This window comes from Stutzerimonas urumqiensis (assembly GCF_003640395.1).
GTDB lineage: Bacteria > Pseudomonadota > Gammaproteobacteria > Pseudomonadales > Pseudomonadaceae > Stutzerimonas > Stutzerimonas urumqiensis.
The window spans coordinates 162858-179195 of sequence record NZ_RBZQ01000005.1 but is presented as its reverse complement, the minus strand read 5'-3'; the positions used below and the strand labels follow the sequence as shown (position 1 = coordinate 179195).

At 66.2% G+C, this 16338-nt stretch carries 12 protein-coding genes; 7 read left to right on the top strand and 5 right to left on the bottom strand.

What is annotated here, in order from left to right:
• Positions 1 to 16 precede the first annotated feature (16 nt).
• Complete coding sequence (locus tag D7325_RS11630) at positions 17 to 979, bottom strand: 2-hydroxyacid dehydrogenase (protein ID WP_120995860.1); 963 nt, start codon at positions 977 to 979, stop codon at positions 17 to 19.
• A 116-nt stretch (positions 980 to 1095) separates the two neighbouring features.
• Here D7325_RS11630 and D7325_RS11625 point away from each other — a divergent pair, with 116 nt between their 5' ends.
• The 5 genes from D7325_RS11625 to D7325_RS11605 all read left to right on the top strand — a co-directional run bounded on the left by D7325_RS11625 (position 1096) and on the right by D7325_RS11605 (position 10446).
• Positions 1096 to 1722 (top strand): LysE family transporter, encoded by a 627-nt coding sequence (locus D7325_RS11625; protein ID WP_120995858.1) that lies wholly within the window; start codon positions 1096 to 1098, stop codon positions 1720 to 1722.
• A 147-nt stretch (positions 1723 to 1869) separates the two neighbouring features.
• Positions 1870 to 3552: a fatty acid--CoA ligase gene (locus D7325_RS11620; RefSeq protein ID WP_120995856.1), complete on the top strand. Its 1683-nt coding sequence runs from the start codon at positions 1870 to 1872 to the stop codon at positions 3550 to 3552.
• 127 nt (positions 3553 to 3679) lie between these two features.
• Positions 3680 to 4336, top strand: a complete 657-nt coding sequence (locus tag D7325_RS11615) for a YiaD family glycine zipper/OmpA-like lipoprotein (RefSeq protein ID WP_120995854.1) — start codon at positions 3680 to 3682, stop codon at positions 4334 to 4336.
• 160 nt (positions 4337 to 4496) lie between these two features.
• Positions 4497 to 8198: a CHASE domain-containing protein gene (locus tag D7325_RS11610; RefSeq protein WP_120995852.1), complete on the top strand. Its 3702-nt coding sequence runs from the start codon at positions 4497 to 4499 to the stop codon at positions 8196 to 8198.
• A gap of 115 nt (positions 8199 to 8313) precedes the next feature.
• Positions 8314 to 10446, top strand: coding sequence for a two-component system response regulator (locus D7325_RS11605; RefSeq protein WP_120996132.1), 2133 nt, complete (start codon positions 8314 to 8316; stop codon positions 10444 to 10446).
• Here D7325_RS11605 and D7325_RS11600 read toward each other — a convergent pair whose 3' ends face one another.
• From D7325_RS11600 to D7325_RS11585, 4 genes are all read right to left on the bottom strand, one after another.
• On the bottom strand, positions 10447 to 11367 hold the full coding sequence (locus tag D7325_RS11600) for an acyltransferase (protein ID WP_120995850.1): 921 nt from the start codon (positions 11365 to 11367) through the stop codon (positions 10447 to 10449).
• A gap of 134 nt (positions 11368 to 11501) precedes the next feature.
• A complete protein-coding gene (pta, locus tag D7325_RS11595) occupies positions 11502 to 13595 on the bottom strand; it encodes a phosphate acetyltransferase (RefSeq protein ID WP_120995848.1) in 2094 nt (697 codons plus the stop codon).
• 61 nt (positions 13596 to 13656) lie between these two features.
• Positions 13657 to 14847 carry an acetate kinase gene (locus D7325_RS11590; protein ID WP_120995846.1) on the bottom strand — a complete coding sequence of 397 codons (1191 nt, stop codon included), beginning with the start codon at positions 14845 to 14847 and terminating at the stop codon, positions 13657 to 13659.
• Positions 14847 to 15191: a DUF3565 domain-containing protein gene (locus D7325_RS11585; RefSeq protein WP_120996130.1), complete on the bottom strand. Its 345-nt coding sequence runs from the start codon at positions 15189 to 15191 to the stop codon at positions 14847 to 14849. Before D7325_RS11585 ends, D7325_RS11590 begins: the two co-directional genes overlap by 1 nt.
• Here D7325_RS11585 and D7325_RS11580 point away from each other — a divergent pair.
• Positions 15160 to 15645: an FKBP-type peptidyl-prolyl cis-trans isomerase gene (locus D7325_RS11580; protein WP_120995844.1), complete on the top strand. Its 486-nt coding sequence runs from the start codon at positions 15160 to 15162 to the stop codon at positions 15643 to 15645. The genes D7325_RS11585 and D7325_RS11580 overlap by 32 nt on opposite strands.
• A 98-nt stretch (positions 15646 to 15743) precedes the next feature.
• Complete coding sequence (locus D7325_RS11575) at positions 15744 to 16229, top strand: glutathione peroxidase (RefSeq protein ID WP_120995842.1); 486 nt, start codon at positions 15744 to 15746, stop codon at positions 16227 to 16229.
• The last annotated feature ends 109 nt before the right edge of the window (positions 16230 to 16338 follow it).

Genomic DNA, 16338 nt, shown 5'->3' with positions numbered 1-16338 from the left:
GCATCTGGGTGCCGCCTCAGTCGACGCGCCGCAGCGGGCGCCCGGTGAAGAAGGCTTCGGCGTTCTCGGCGAGCTGGCCAACGATGCGCTGGCGTGCTTCGCGGCTGCCCCAGGCGCTGTGCGGCGTGACGATCAGGCGTGGCACGTCGGGGGCGAGCAAGGGGTTGCCATCGACCGGGGGCTCCTGGGTCAGCACATCGGTCGCGGCGCCACCGAGATGGCCGCGGCGCAGGGTGTCGGCCAGCGCCTGTTCGTCGATCAGGCCCCCGCGTGCGGTATTGATCAGGAAGGCGCCGGGTTTCATCGCGTCCAGCTCGGCACGTCCGATCAGGCCGCGCGTCTGCTCGGTCAAGGGGCAGTGCAAGGTCACCGCATCGGCTTCGGCGAGCAGTTCATGCAGATCGAGGCGATCCGGGCGCTTCGGACGGCCTGGCAGGTTGCCGGTCACCACGCGCATGCCGAAGGCTTCGGCCAGCCGTGCCACGGCGCTTCCCAACTCGCCGTGACCGAGCAATCCGAGCGTCTTGCCTTCGAGTTCGACGATGGGGAAGTCGAGAAAGCAGAAGGCGCCGGCCTGTTGCCAGCGGCCGCTGCGAACGGCGGCCTGGTAGTCGGGCATGCGGGTGGCGAGCGCCAGGAGCAGCATCAGCGTGTGCTGCGCGACGGTCGCCGTGCCATAGCCCTGGCAATTGCTGACGGCGATGCCGCGGCTGCGCGCGGCCGCCAGGTCGATGTTATTCACGCCGGTTGCCGACACCAGGATCAGCTTGAGTTCCGGGCAGGCGGCCATGGTTTCGGCATCGATCGCGACCTTGTTGACGATCGCGACCTGCGCGCCTTGCAGCCGCTCGGCCAGTTGGCCGGGCGCGCTGGTGTCGTGTCGGGTCAAGCGATCGAAGGCGCGTTCGAGCGGGGCGAGATCGAGGTCGCCCTGGTCGAGCGGCGAAAGGTCGAGGAAGACGGCGTTACGCTGGGACATGCTTGGATTCCTTGTGCAGGGCAGTGCGTGGCGGATCGCCTGCCGGTCGCGCCATTTCACCGCAGCCGGGTTACCTTACCCGCTTTGCGGCCTGAGTCAGCGAGTGAGGATAAGGCATGTACTGGACGGAATTCGCCACCGTGGCGCTCGTGCATCTGCTGGCGGTCGCCAGTCCCGGACCGGATTTCGCCGTGGTGGTGCGCGAAAGCGTGGCCCGCGGCAGTCATGCGGGGCGCTGGACGGCGCTCGGCGTGGGGGCCGGCATCCTGCTGCACGTCGCTTACTCGCTGTTGGGCATCGGGCTGCTGGTCTCCCAGTCGGTGGTGCTGTTCAACCTCTTCAAATGGCTGGCGGCCGGCTACCTGCTCTATCTCGGCGTGCGTGCCTTGCGCGCGCGGCCGGCGCCGATCGAACTCGGTACGCCGTCCGGGCTGGCGGCCCAGTCGGCCTGGCGGTCGTTTTCGGTCGGCTTTGTCACCAATGGCCTCAACCCCAAGGCGACCCTGTTCTTCCTGTCGCTGTTCACGGTCGTCATCGACCCGCAGACGCCGCTGCTCGTCCAGGCCGCCTATGGCGCTTATCTGGCCGTGGCGAGCGCCGCGTGGTTCTGCCTGGTGGCCTGGCTGTTCAGCCGGGCCCGCGTACGCGCCGGCTTCGCCCGCATGGGCCATTGGTTCGATCGCGTGACCGGTGCCGTGCTCGTCGCGCTGGGCGTGCGGCTCGCCCTGAGCGAGCTGGCCTGAACCTGTGACAAGGCATGTGCGCGGCGCACGGCCTGTTGGCTTCGCTGTCCAAGCGCGGTGATACCGGAAAATCGCACTTTGGGCTGATGAAGCCAGCGGCTCGCCGCCTCTAGAGTGCCGGGAATAACACCAATAAAGGACCCCGCGATGCTGCAGACCCGTATCCTTCCGCCCGCCGCCAATGCCTATGCCTATCCGCTGCTGATCAAGCGGCTGCTGCTGTCGGGGCAGCGCTACGAGCGGACCCGTGAAATCGTCTACCGCGACCAGGTGCGCTACGACTATGCGACGCTGCGCGAGCGCGTCGCACGGCTGGCCAATGCCCTCACGGCCGCCGGCGTGCAGGCGGGCGATACCGTCGCGGTGATGGACTGGGACAGCCATCGCTACCTCGAATGCATGTTCGCCATCCCGATGATCGGCGCCGTGGCGCACACCATCAACGTGCGGCTGTCGCCCGAGCAGATCCTCTACACCATGAACCACGCCGAAGACCGCCTGGTGCTGGTCAACAGCGAGTTCGTGCCGCTGTACCAGGCCATCGCCGGCCAGCTGACCACGGTGCGCAAGACCATCCTGCTGAGCGACAGCGGCGAGCAGCCGACCTCGCTCCCCGACTGTGCGGGCGAGTACGAAGAGCTGCTCGCGGCGGCGTCGGCCAGTTACGACTTTCCCGATTTCGATGAGAACTCGGTTGCCACGACCTTCTACACGACCGGCACGACGGGCAATCCCAAGGGTGTCTACTTCACGCACCGGCAACTGGTGCTGCATACGCTGGCGGCTGCGGTGACGGTGGGAAGCCTGGACAACCCGCGGCTGATGGGCAGCCAGGATGTCTACATGCCGATCACGCCCATGTTCCATGTGCATGCCTGGGGGCTGCCGTACGTAGCGACCATGCTCGGGCTCAAGCAGGTCTATCCGGGGCGTTACGATCCCGAGTTCCTGATCGAGTTGTGGCGTCGCGAACAGGTGACCTTTTCCCACTGCGTGCCGACCATCGTGCAGATGCTGCTCAACGCCAAGGCCGCGCAAGGCACGCATTTCAAGGGCTGGAAGATCACCATCGGCGGTAGCGCGCTCAACCACGGGTTGTATGAAGCCGCCAAGGCCGCCGGCATGGAGCTGGTGGCGGCCTATGGGATGTCCGAAACCTGCCCGCTGATTTCGGGGGCACACATTAACGATGAGCTTCTCGACGCCGATGAAGACACGCGCAACCGCTTCCGACTGAAAGCCGGCGTGCCGGTGGTGCTCGTGGACGCGGCCATTCAGGGCGCCGATGGACAATTCCTGCCGGCCGACGGCGCCAGCCAGGGCGAACTGGTCTTGCGCGCGCCGTGGCTCACGCAGAGCTATTTCCGCGAGCCGGAGAAAGGCGACGAGCTGTGGCACGGCGGCTGGCTGCATACCGGTGATGTCGCCACGCTCGATGCCATGGGCAACATCGAGATTCGCGACCGCATCAAGGATGTCATCAAGACGGGCGGGGAGTGGCTGTCGTCGCTGGCGCTCGAAGACCTCATCAGCCGACACGCGGCGGTACGCGAGGTGGCAGTGGTCGGCGTGCCCGACGAGCGCTGGGGCGAGCGGCCCTTCGCGCTGATCGTCCCGCGAGACGGCCAGCAGCTCGATGCGCAGGCGCTGCAACGGCATCTCGAACCCTACGTGGCCGATGGCAGCATCAACAAATGGGCCATCCCCAGCCAGATCGCCACGGTGACGGAGATTCCGAAGACCAGCGTCGGCAAGCTGGACAAGAAGGTGATCCGCCAGCAGATCGCGACGTGGCAGGCCGAAGGCCACCCGGCGATCTCGTCGCTCTGAACGCCCGGATCGAAATCTGCGCACCGGCGCAGCGTCATCGGCCCTGTGCTTGTTACCCTTGAACGCCCATCCCGGGGCCGCGGTTCGCCGCGGCGCCCTCGTTTCGTCAAGGAGAGCAGGTAATCCCATGAAAAAACTCGGCAATCTGACCGTTGCGGCCGCCGCCATCGCACTGCTGGCCGGCTGCACCAACAACCCCTACACCGGCGAACGCGAGGCCGGCAAGGCCGGCGTCTACGGCGGTATCGGCGCGGTCAGCGGGGCGCTCATCGGGGCGGCGACGTCCAGCAAGAAGGACCGCACCAAGGGCGCGCTGATTGGCGCGGCGGTTGGCGGCGCGGCGGGCGGTGGCTATGGCTACTACGTCGACACCCAGGAGGCCAAGTTGCGCCAGACCCTGCAAGGCACCGGCGTCCAGGTGCAGCGCACTGGCGACCAGCTCACCTTGATCATGCCCGGCAACATCACCTTCGCCAGCAACTCGGCGGACATCTCCAGCTCCTTCTACCCGACCCTCAATTCGCTGGTGAAGGTGTTCAAGGAGTTCGACAAGAACGGCATCGCCATCACCGGCCATACCGACAGCACCGGCTCGCAGCAGCTCAACCAGGACCTGTCGAACCGCCGCGCCCAGAGCGTGGCCGATTACCTGGCAAGCAATGGCGTGCCGTCAGCGCGGATCTCGGCTTATGGCGCCGCCGCGAGCCAGCCGATCGCCAGCAATGACACCGCCGCAGGCCGCGCGCAGAACCGTCGCGTCGAAATCGACCTGCAGCCGCTCTAAGCAGATCGCGCGCGAGGCTGCAATGGCTTCGCGCGCGGCATTAAAACGTCGTCAAGAAATTCGCTTCCCACCGTCGTCCCGCGGGTTAATACCGGAACCTCTTGATCGTGCGCGACTCTGAAGCACGTGATGGCGCGCCGGTAGTGGCACAGGAGGTCGAATGGAAAGTCGTCCCGCTCTCCATTCCCGCAAGCCCTGGTTGCCGTTATTGGTGACACTCGCCTTGATGGCAGGGCTGGGCGGTTGGGTTGGCTGGCAATGGCAGGCGCTGGAAACGCGCAGCCTGATTGATCGCGAGCAACGTTTTACCTACGTAGTCAACGATATCGAACGCACCCTGCGCGAGCGCATGCGCGCCTATGAAATGGTGCTGCGCGGGCTGGCCGGACTGGTCGCCGGCACCGACCGCGTCGACGTCGACGACTGGATGCGCGCCATCGATCAGCTCCAGCTGCAAGACATCTACCCCGGCATCCAGGCCGTCAGCTTCGCGCGCTACGCCCGGCAGGACACCCTGAGCGGCGTCGTGGACATGATCCGCGAGCGGGGCAGGCCACAATTTCGCATGTACCCCGAAGGCGCTCGCGACGAGTACGTGGTGGTCGACTACATCCATCCGCTCGATTGGCGGAATCGCCGCGTACTGGGCTTCGACATGTTCAGCGAGCCGACTCGGCGCACGGCGATCGTGCAGGCGCGCAACACCGGCAACCCGGTTCTCACAGGCCCGTTGCGGCTCAAGCAGGAGACCGAGCAGGACGTCCAGATCGGTGTCCTGCTGTTCCTGCCGGTCTATGCCAGCAACGCGCCGATCACCACCGAGGCCGAGCGGCGACGCGCCTTCATCGGTACCTTGCATGGCGCCTTCCGCCTGACCGATCTGATGGAGGGGGTGCTTGGCGCGCGTAGCGAGATGTTCGAGATCCAGCTCTACGATTCGGCCGAGCCGGATCTGCCGCTGCTGGCCGGGCGCGGTCCGGTCTCGGACAATGCGGTGTTCAAGCGCGTGCGCAACATCCACATGTACGGACGCAGCTGGCAGCTGGTGGTGGCCAGTACGCCCGAATACGTCGCCCTGCTGCGCGACAACCGCATGACCTTCAGCCTGTTCGCCGCGCTCACCGCCGTCGTGCTGTTCTCGCTGCTGGTGGGCGGGTATCTGTTCCTGCGCGAACGGCAGCTGGCCAGCAGTGAAGCCCTGAGCCAGAAGTTGCAGGAGCGCGAGGCGCTGTTCCGCCAGCTCATCGAGCAACTTCCGATCGCCACGCTGCTCGGCAATTCGAAGGGGCGCATCGAGCTCGCCAACCAGAGCGCCGGTGCCTTGCTCGGTTGCAGTGTCGACCAGTTGCTTGGCGAGCGGGTCAGCCGTTACCTGCCGGGCGTGCTCACCGAGGCGGAGCTGGAAGGGCCGCGCAAGGCCGATCAGGAAGAACTCCAGGCCCAGCGCGAAGACGGCGAGCTGGTACCGGTCGCGGTGAGCCTGACCAGTTTCCGTCGCGAAGACGGCATGCACCACCTGCTGAACCTGGTCGACATGCAGGCGCGCAAGCGCGCGGAGGAGCGCTTCCGCAACGTGGTCGAGGCCTCGCCCAATGCCTTCGTGCTGATTTCCCGCGAGGGCACCATCGTCATGGTCAATCGGCAGACCGAAGTGATGTTTGGCTACGAGCGGCACGAGCTGCTGGGCGAGCGTGTGGAAATCCTGTTGCCGGACGCCCTGCGCGAGACGCACAAGCGGTTGCGCGAGGAGTACTGGAAACACCCCGAGCCGCGGCGAATGGGCAGCAATCGCGAGCTGTTCGGTCGGCATCGCGACGGCAGCCTGCTGCCGCTGGAGATCGGTCTCTCGCCTATGCGCAGTGGCAACGAAATGCTCGTGCAGGCGGTGATCATGGACATCAGCCACCGCCGTGCCGCCGAGCTGCGTCTGCGCGACCAGGCCGATCAGCTGGCGGTCGCCAACCGCTACAAGTCCGAGTTTCTCGCCAACATGTCGCACGAGCTGCGCACGCCGCTCAACAGCATCCTGATCCTGAGCGACCAGCTTCGGCACAACAGCGCCGGCAATCTCACCGAGAAGCAGGTCCGGCATGCCGAAATCATGCACCGCGCCGGCACCGATCTGTTGCAGCTGATCAATGACGTGCTGGACCTGGCGCGCATCGAGGCCGGTTCCATGCAGCTCAAGACCGAGCCGGTGGCCATCGACGAGCTGCTGCGGGACGTCGAGAACACCTTGCAACCCATGGCGCAGGAAAAGGGCCTTGCGCTCGGCTATGTGATCACGCCCGGTGTACCGACCACCGTGCTCAGCGACCGGGCGCGGCTGCAGCAGGTGCTTCATAACCTGATGTCGAATGCCGTTAAATTCACCGAGCAGGGACGGGTCGAGGTGCGGCTCAGTTGCGGCACCAGCGACCGCTCGGATTGCGAGTCGCTGCGGATCGATGTCAGCGATACGGGTATCGGCATTCCCGAGGAAGAGCACGAGCGCGTTTTCCAGGCGTTCCAGCAGATCGACGGGTCCATCAGCCGTCGCTACGGCGGGACGGGCCTTGGGCTGGCGATCACGCGTCAGCTGGTCGAAGTGCTCGAGGGGCGAATCGAGCTGCGCAGCACGCCCGGCCAGGGCTCGGTGTTCACGGTGGTGTTGCCGGTGCGCAAGGTCGAGACCAAGCCGGCCCTCGAGGTCACCGCGCGTCCGGTGCGCGAAGGCCGCGGCCCGCTGCTGCTGGTGGTGGAGGACGATGCTGATTTCGCCTCGGTCGTCGCGGAGGCCGCGCAGAGTCACGGCTATGCGACGTTGCTGTGCGGCACGGGCCAGCAGGCGCTCGATGCCCTGCGCCAGGAGCGCTTCGCCGCGGTGGTGCTCGACGTGCTGCTCCCCGATCTGAGTGGCTGGCAGGTCTACCGCGAGCTGCGGGCCGATCCGCGCCATTTCGGCGTGCCGGTGACGATCATCTCCGCCGTTCCGCAACCGCATGACTGGAAGGATGCGGGTGCGCGCTATCTGGTCAAACCGGTGCAGCGCGGCGATATCGAGCGGTTGTTCGTCGAGTTGAACCGCTACAAGGACAACCCCCTGCGGCTCCTGCTGGTCGAGCGCGACCAGGCGCGCCGCCAGCGGCTGCGCGACTATCTGGAGCAGCTCGGCTACAGCGTGACGATCGCCGGCAGCAGCGACGAAGCCCGGCTGGCATTCGCCGAGCAACTGTTCAGCGCGGTGGCGATCGATCAGGACCTGCCGCAGGAAAGCGGGCTCGATCTGCTCGATGCCCTCAACCGCCTGCGGCCGGTCAGCGACATGGCGGTGATCGTCTACAGCGCTCAGCCGCTGGACGAGCACGATCTGCAACGGGTACGGCGCTATTCGGCCGTGGCGTTGTCCAAGGACGACAGCCTGGAGCGCGTGGCCCAGGCGCTGCGTCCCGGCTCCCAGAGTGCGGTGATCGGCGAAGGTGGCTTCGATGCGCCGTTGCTGGGGCAGCAGGTCCTGCTGGCCGAAGAGGACGTGCGCAGCCTGTATGCGCTGACCGCGTTGCTCGATGAGCTGGGGTTGCAGGTGACGCCGGCAATGGACAGCGCCGAGGCGCTGGCGCGGTTCGATGAAGGGGCGTTCGACCTGGTGATGGTCGGTACCGGTTCGGCACGGCTGGACGGTCCGGGCGTCGTGAGGGAACTCCGCGAAGGTCACGGTTGTCAGGTACCGATCATCGCCGTAACGGTGTCGCCGCAGGCGACCGAGCGTATGCGTGAAGCCGGTGCGAGCGATGTACTGCCGCTTCCGGCCGATCGCACCTCGCTGGGTACGCGAATCAGACAATGGTTGGGACGTGCGTCGGAGACGCATGCAGGCACATGAGAAAAGGAGTATTGGCGGTGTTGTACCCACTACCCAGGCACACGGTCGTTTCGACCCGGTCGCGACGTCACGAGCGACGCGCATGCGGATCGACTGGCCGCGGGAGGCATCGCGCATGAGCCGCCCTCAGCTTCAGGCACAACCGCGCACTCGAACCCTGCTGGTGGTCGACGACCGCGAAGCCAACCTGGTGGCGATGGAGGCCCTGCTCGGCGATGGCGACTGGCAGGTCCATACCGTCAATTCCGGCGAGGCGGCCTTGCAGGCGCTGCTGGAACTGGATGTCGAGCTGGTTCTGCTCGACGTGCAGATGCCCGGCATGGATGGCTTCGAAGTCGCCCGGCTGATGCGCGGCAACCCGCACACCCGCTATACGCCGATCATCTTCGTGTCGGCCATTGCCCATAACCGCGATTCGGTGCTCAAGGGCTATGCCACCGGCGCGGTCGATTTCATCCTCAAGCCGTTCGATCCGCAGGTGCTCAAGCACAAGATCAACACCCTGCTGGCGCACGAGCACAATCGCCGCGACCTGCAACTGCTCACCCAGCAGCTCGACAGCGCGCGCGCGTTCAACGCCTCGGTGCTGAACAACGCCGCCGAGGGCATCCTGGTGGTGGGCGAGGACGGCTACATCAGCTTCGCCAACCCGGCCATCGCGCACATGCTGCGCGGCTCGGTGGACGGGCTCAAGGGCACGCCGCTGCTGTCGCACCTGGCGTCCCCGGAAATGACCCAGCCCTGGCGCGAAAGCGACTTCTACCTGCATTGGCGCAGCGGCGCGACCTATCGCCTGCACGAGGCGCAGTTGCGCACCGCCGATGGCGGCACGCTGCCGGTCGCCATCTCGTGCTCGCCGCTGCCGCGCCAGCAACGCTCGATGGTGGTGATCGCGCTCGACATGTCGGTCGTGCGCAACCTGCATGCCCAACTCGAAACCCAGGCGGTGACCGATTCGCTGACCGGCCTGCTCAATCGCCGCGGCTTCAACCAGGCGCTGGATTCGGCGCTGGCGCGGGTCGACCGCAACGGCAAGTGCATGGCGGTGCTGTACATCGACCTCGACGGCTTCAAGCGCATCAATGACTCGCTCGGGCACGAGGCGGGCGATGAAATCCTCTGTAAGGTGGCGCGCCTGCTGGAGACCTGCATGCGGCCGTACGACATCCTCGGCCGGATGGGCGGCGACGAATTCACCGCCTTGCTCGATTCGCTCGACCATATCGAAGATGCCGCCAAGGTGGCCGAGAAGCTCATCGAGCTGATCTCGGTCCGCCACCGTATCGACGACACCGAAGTGACGCTGGGCGCGAGCATCGGCATCGCGAGCTTTCCCGATTGCGGGCACAGCGTCGAGGAGTTGCTGCGGGCCGCCGACATGGCGATGTACGAGGCCAAGCGTGCCGGCCGCCAGCAGTTCCGGTTCTTCTCGAAGGAAATGAACGGTCGCGCGCACGCCCGGCTGGTGATGGAAGAAAACCTGCGCAGCACCATCGAACGCAACGGCTTCGACCTCGTCTACCAGCCGCAGATCGAGCTGGCGAGCGGCCGACTGCGCGGGTTCGAGGCGTTGCTGCGCTGGGACCACAGCGGTACCGGCGACGTGCAGCCGGGCGTGTTCATTCCGCTGCTGGAGGAAACGCGGCTGATCGACCGGGTCGGCGAATGGGTGCTACGTGAGGGCATCGCCCAGCATCGCGAATGGCCCGAGCGTTTCGGCGAGGGCCTGATCCTGAGCCTGAACGTCAGCCCCATCCAGTTCGCGCGGCCGGGCCTGGTCGACGTGCTCGGTCGGCTGCTGGAGGAGTACGGCCTGGCGCCCGCGCAGCTCGAACTCGAAGTGACCGAGGGCACGCTGATGCAGGACCTCGACCAGAGCTGCGAGAAGCTCAGGCGGCTGCGCGAGCTGGGCGTGCGTGTGGCGATCGACGACTTCGGTACCGGTTACTCGTCACTCGCCTACCTGCGGCATTTCGAGCTGGATACGCTGAAGATCGACCGGCTGTTCATCGCCAACATGCTGGACTCGCCGCGCGATGCGGCGGTGGTGAGCACCATCATCGACCTGGGGCGCAACCTCGGGCTGGAGGTGATCGCCGAAGGCGTCGAAACCCATGCCCAGCGCGACTGGCTGATCGAGCACGGCTGCGATGTGATGCAGGGGTTTCTCGTTGCGCCGGGTCTGCGGCCCGACGAGGTGGTTGACTTGCCGAGCCATGTCGACTGGCGACGGCTGGAGGGTCGCTAGCTAGGGACCCACCTGGCCACGCGCGGGGAATCGCTCGTGCAGCTGGGCGAGCAGGGCGTCCTTGTCGGCCCAGAGCCCATTGATCCATTGCTGGAATTGCAGGCGATACGCCGCGTCCTGGTCATATTCCCGGCCGATGAATTCGCTCGGGATCGGCAGGCTCTCCAGACGCACCACGACCTGGCGGATGTTGCCCGCCAGCAGGTCCCAGAAGTCCGGACGCCCGTCCGGGTAATGGATGGTGATGTTGATCAGCGCGCTGAGTTGCTCGCCCATCGCGTCGAGTACAAAGGCCACGCCGCCAGCGCGCGGCTTGAGCAGGTAGCGGTAGGGCGACTGCTGCTCCTGATGCTTGGCCGGGGTGAAGCGCGTCCCCTCAAGGAAATTGAACACCGACACCGGATTGGTCTTGTAGCGCTGGCACGCCTTGCGGGTGGTCGCCAGGTCCTGCCCACGCTTTTCGGGATGCCTGGCGAGGTATTCCTTGCTGAAGCGCTTCATGAACGGAAATTCCAGCGCCCACCAGCAGAGCCCGATCACCGGTACCCAGATCAGCTCCTGTTTCAGGAAGAACTTGAGGATCGGCATGCGCCGGCTGAGCTGGTATTGCAGCACCAGGATGTCGGCCCAGCTCTGATGGTTGCTGGTGACCAGATAGGAGTGATCCATGTCGACCCGTTCGAGGCCTTGCACGTCCCACTCGATCCGCCGTACCAGGTTCATCCAGAAGCTGTTGACCGCCATCCAGGATTCGGCGATCCAGTGCATGCCATAGCGCAGGGCCCGCTGCACCGGTGGCACCGGCATGAGCAGTTTCAGCAGCGCCAGGGCAAACAGGGGCCAGCACCAGAACAGCGTGTTGAGCGCCAGCATCAGGCCGGCAAGCAGGCCGCGCAGCGGCGCGGGAAGGAAGCTGAGCATCGATTGGTCTTTTCTTGTTCAGTCTCGATGGGGCGGCAAGCGTACTCAAAGCGTGGCCGGGTGCAACCCTCGCATGACGTGCCCCGGCGCCTTGGAAGCGCCGGGCATGCCGTGGCGCTTCCGGGTACCTACGGTCAGCTCGGCTGGCTGGCGGCCTGGATCGCCGTCAGTGCGATGGTGAAGACGATGTCGTCGACCAGCGCGCCGCGCGAGAGGTCGTTCACCGGCTTGCGCAGGCCCTGCAACATCGGGCCGACGCTGATCACGTTGGCGCTGCGCTGTACCGCCTTGTAGGTGGTATTGCCGGTGTTGAGGTCCGGGAAGATGAACACCGTGGCGCGGCCGGCCACCGGGCTGTCCGGGGCCTTCTGGCGGCCGACGCTCTCGATCGCGGCTGCGTCGTATTGCAACGGGCCATCGAGCGCCAGGTCCGGGCGCAGTTCGCGGGCGATGCGCGTCGCCTCGCGGACCTTCTCCACCTCTTCGCCGCTGCCGGAACTGCCGGTCGAATAGCTGATCATCGCCACCCGCGGCAGTATGCCGAACGCGGCGGCCGAGTCGGCGCTCTGGATGGCGATTTCAGCCAGTTCCGCCGCGCTGGGATCGGGATTGACCGCGCAATCGCCATACACGACCACCTGATCGGGCAGCAGCATGAAGAACACCGAGGACACCAGGTTGTAGCCGGGCGCGGTCTTGATCAATTGCAGTGCCGGCCGGATGGTGTTGGCGGTGGTATGGATCGCCCCGGAGACCAGGCCGTCGACCTCGTCGAGCGCCAGCATCATGGTGCCCATCACCACCGAATCTTCCAACTGGGCCTCGGCCATCGGCGCATTCAGCCCCTTGCCCTTGCGCAGCTCGACCATCGGCTCGATGTAGCGCGCACGAATCACGTCCGGATCGAGGATCTCCAGGTCCGGCGGCAGCGTGATGCCTTGCGCCTGTGCAACGCCGTGCACCTCTTCCGGCTTGGCGAGCAGGACGCAGCGGGCGATGCCGCGGGCCTGGCAGATCGCCGCCGCCTGAATGGTCCGCGGCTCGCTGCCTTCGGGCAGGACGATGCGCTTGTTCGCCGCCTGGGCGCGCTTGACCAGCTGGTAACGGAACGCCGGTGGCGACAGCCGCAATTCGCGGGGATTGCCGCAGCGCTGCTTCAGCCAGCCCTGTTCGATATGGCCGGCAACGAAGTCGGTCACCTTTTCCGCGCGCTCGCGGTCATCGACCGGGATCTCCTTGTTCATGCGGTTGAGGTTGGTCGCCGTGTCGTAGGAGCCGGTGGACACGGTGAGCACCGGCAACCCGCTCTGCAACGCGCCCTTGCACAGCTCCATGATGCGCGGATCGGGCGCGAAGTCGCTGCACAGCAGGAGGCCGGCGAGAGGCACGCCGTTCATGGTCGCCAGGCTCGCGGCGAGGATGATGTCGTCGCGATCGCCGGGCGTGACCACCAGCACGTCGGGCTTGAGCAGCGAGACGGTGTTGGGCACGGCGCGGGCGCATAGCACGATCTTGCCGACGCGCCGCTGTTCGTAGTCGCCGGCATTGAGCACCCGCGCGCCGAGCAGGTCGGCCACATCACGCGTGCGCGGCGCATTCAGCTCGTCCGCCCAGGGGATGCAGCCGATCAGCCGGAACTGCTCGCCGCGCAGCATCGGCGCATGCGCCTTCAGCACGTCGACGAATTCATCGAGGCCGCCAGGGTGGCGCACTTTGTTGAGGATCACGCCCAGCACCTTGGGGTCCTTCGGCCCGCCGAACTGTTGCGCCTGGATCTCGATGCGGTCATAGAGCTCGGTGAGCGTCTCGTTTTCCGGCGCGCTGACCAGGATGACGTCCGCATCCAGGCTGCGGGCGACCTCCGAGTTCACCCGTGCGGCGTAGCTGGCATGCCGCGTCGGCACCATGCCTTCGACGACGACCACGTCCTTGTCCTGCGAAGCCTGCTGGAACAGGCTGACGATTTCCTCGAGCAGCTCGTCCATGTGGCCTTCGCCGAGCATCCGCTCGACGTGGCCGAGGCCCAGCGGCCTGGGCGGCGTCAGGCCATGGGTACGGGCGATCAGCTCGCTCGAACGCTCCGGGCCTTCATCGCCGGGGTGGGGTTGGGCGATCGGCTTGAAGAAGCCGACCTTCAGCCCGTCGCGCTCCAGCGCGCGGACGAGGCCGAGGCTGATGGAGGTCAGGCCGACGCCAAAGCCGGTCGGCGCGATGAAAAACGTGTGCATCGGTGCTCCTTAGCGAGGCGCGTTTAGTTAGCGAGGCGCGGTTAGCGAGGGCGTGGTCCGTTCATTCCGGCAACAGGGCGAGCGTGTCGAGCGCGATCTGGCGCTCTTCGTTGGTCGGCACCACCAGTACGCGCGGGTGGCCGTCGGCGTGGATCATGCCGCCGGCGCCACGAATGCAGCGGGCGTTGGCTTCGCCGTCGAGTTCGAGCCCGAGCAGCTTCAGGTGCGCGACGATCTTGCTGCGGATCAACGGCGAGTTCTCGCCGATGCCGCCAGTGAAGATCAGCCCGTCGAGGCGACTCAGTGCGCACCCCATCGCGGCGAGCGACTTGGCGATGCGGTAGCAGAAGACCTCGATCGCCAGCGTGGCGCCGGCATGTCCCTGTTCGCGTGCCTGTTCCAGGGTGCGCATGTCGTTGGACAGGCCCGACAGCCCCTTCACGCCGCTGTCGTGGTTGAGCATCCGGTCGATCCGCTCGAGGCTCCAGCCCAGGGTGCGCGCCAGGTGGCTGTGCAGGTTGGGGTCGACATCGCCGCTGCGGGTGCCCATCGCCACGCCTTCCAGCGGCGTGAGGCCCATGCTGGTGTCCAGGCTCTGGCCGTTGGCGATCGCGCAGGTCGAGCAGCCGTTGCCCAGGTGGGCGGTCAGCCAGCTGCTGTCGCCGACGGCCAGGCCGGCCATGTCGGCGGCCTGGCGGCTGACGAAGCGGTGGCTGGTGCCGTGAAAGCCGTAGCGGCGCACGCCGTGCTCGCGGTAGAGCACATCCGGCACGGCATAGCGGAAGGCATGCTCGGGCAAGGTCTGATGGAACGCCGTGTCGAACACCGCGACATGCGGTAGCTGCGCGAACAGCGCCATCGCCGCCTCGATGCCCTGCAGGTTGGCCGGGTTGTGCAGCGGGGCGAGGGGCGAGGTCGTGCGGATCGCATCGAGCACCTCGTCGTCGATCAGCGAGGCGGCCGTGAAGAACTCGCCGCCATGCACGACCCGATGGCCGATGCCATGCAACTGGCCTTCGGCGACGGTTTCCACGATCGGCAGCAGCCTGGCGAGTGCCGCGATGTGATCGGCGCCGGGGATCGGCACGCTCCCCTTGTCGGCGTTACGGCGCTGCAAGTGAAGCACCGCTTCTTCCGAACCGAGGCGCTCGGCCAGGCCGCTCAGCGGGAAGTGCGGATCGGCCTCGTTGACCAGCGCGAACTTGATCGACGAGCTGCCGCAGTTGACGACGAGAATATTGCGCGAGGGCATCAAGCCTCCTTTGAATCGATACGGGCCCGGGCGCACCAGCCGCATGGAAACGGCTGGCCGAGACGGGCGCGACGCTGGTTCGGATCGAGCACCCAGGGACGCGATTGCCAGGGCGGCTGGTGGCGCAGGTGCTGGGTATGACCGCACGACAAGGATGCCACCCAGTGGCCGTCAGGGTCCTGATGGAAATCAACCGGATAGGAAACAGCCGCTCCGTTCGTCAAGTCCCGTTCATCCGGGCCCGGTTCGCAATCGCCGCGGGCGACGGTTAAACTCGACCGTTCTTCATTCTCAAGCAAAAAGGTTTGCCTCATGCTGATCGCCGCCAACAAGGCAGTCTCCATCGACTATACCCTCACCAACGACGCCGGTGAGGTGATCGACAGCTCCGCTGGTGGCGCGCCGCTGGTGTATCTGCACGGTGCCGGCAACATCATCGCCGGGCTCGAGAAAGCCCTCGAAGGCAAGCAGCCGGGTGACCAGATCCAGGTGGCCGTCGAGCCCGAGAACGCCTATGGCGAGTACAGCCCCGAGCTGGTCGCCACGCTCAACCGCGCCATGTTCGAAGGCGTCGATGAGCTGGAAGTCGGCATGCAGTTCCATGCCTCCGGCCCCGACGGCAGCATGCAGATCGTCACCATCCGCGACGTCGAAGGCGATGACGTCGTGGTCGACGGCAACCACCCGCTCGCCGGCCAGCGCCTGAACTTCGACGTCAAGGTCGTCGACGTCCGCGAGGCCAGCGCCGAAGAGGTGGCGCACGGTCATGTTCACGGTGAAGGCGGTCATCATCACTGATCGGTCTGCATTCACGACTGGCCTGCGTATGACCCGCTCGACGCTGCGCAGTGCCCTGCCGGCGGACGAGCGTGTCTGCGCCTGATACGGAGCGAGCCATGAGTGCCTTTCACGCGTTGACCCTGACGGGGCTCGATGGCAAGCCCTTACCCCTGAGTGACCTGGCAGGGCAGGTCGTGCTGGTGGTCAATGTCGCCTCGCGCTGCGGCCTCACGCCTCAGTACGCGGCCCTGCAACGGCTCCACGAGCAGTACCGCGAGAGCGGCTTCAGCGTGCTCGGTGTGCCCTGCAACCAGTTCGCCGGACAGGAGCCGGGCAGCGAGACCGAGATTGGTGACTTCTGCCGCCTCAACTACGGCGTCTCCTTCCCGATGACTGCCAAGCTCGACGTCAACGGCCCGCAGCGCCATCCGTTGTATCAGTTGCTGGCGGGCGAGGGCGCCGAATACCCCGGCGACATCAGCTGGAACTTCGAGAAATTCCTGATCGGCCCGGACGGTGGCGTGCTGGGGCGCTTCTCGCCGCCCACGGCGCCCGACGACCCGGCGCTCGTGCAGGCGATCGAGCGCGCACTCGGGCTCTAGCTGCACGATCGATACCGGCTGTGGTTGGCGCTCGATAAGTCCCGTCAATAATGGTGTGCCGCCGCGGCGAGCGACTCCTATCCTTCGTCGTCTAACACGAGGTGGTCGT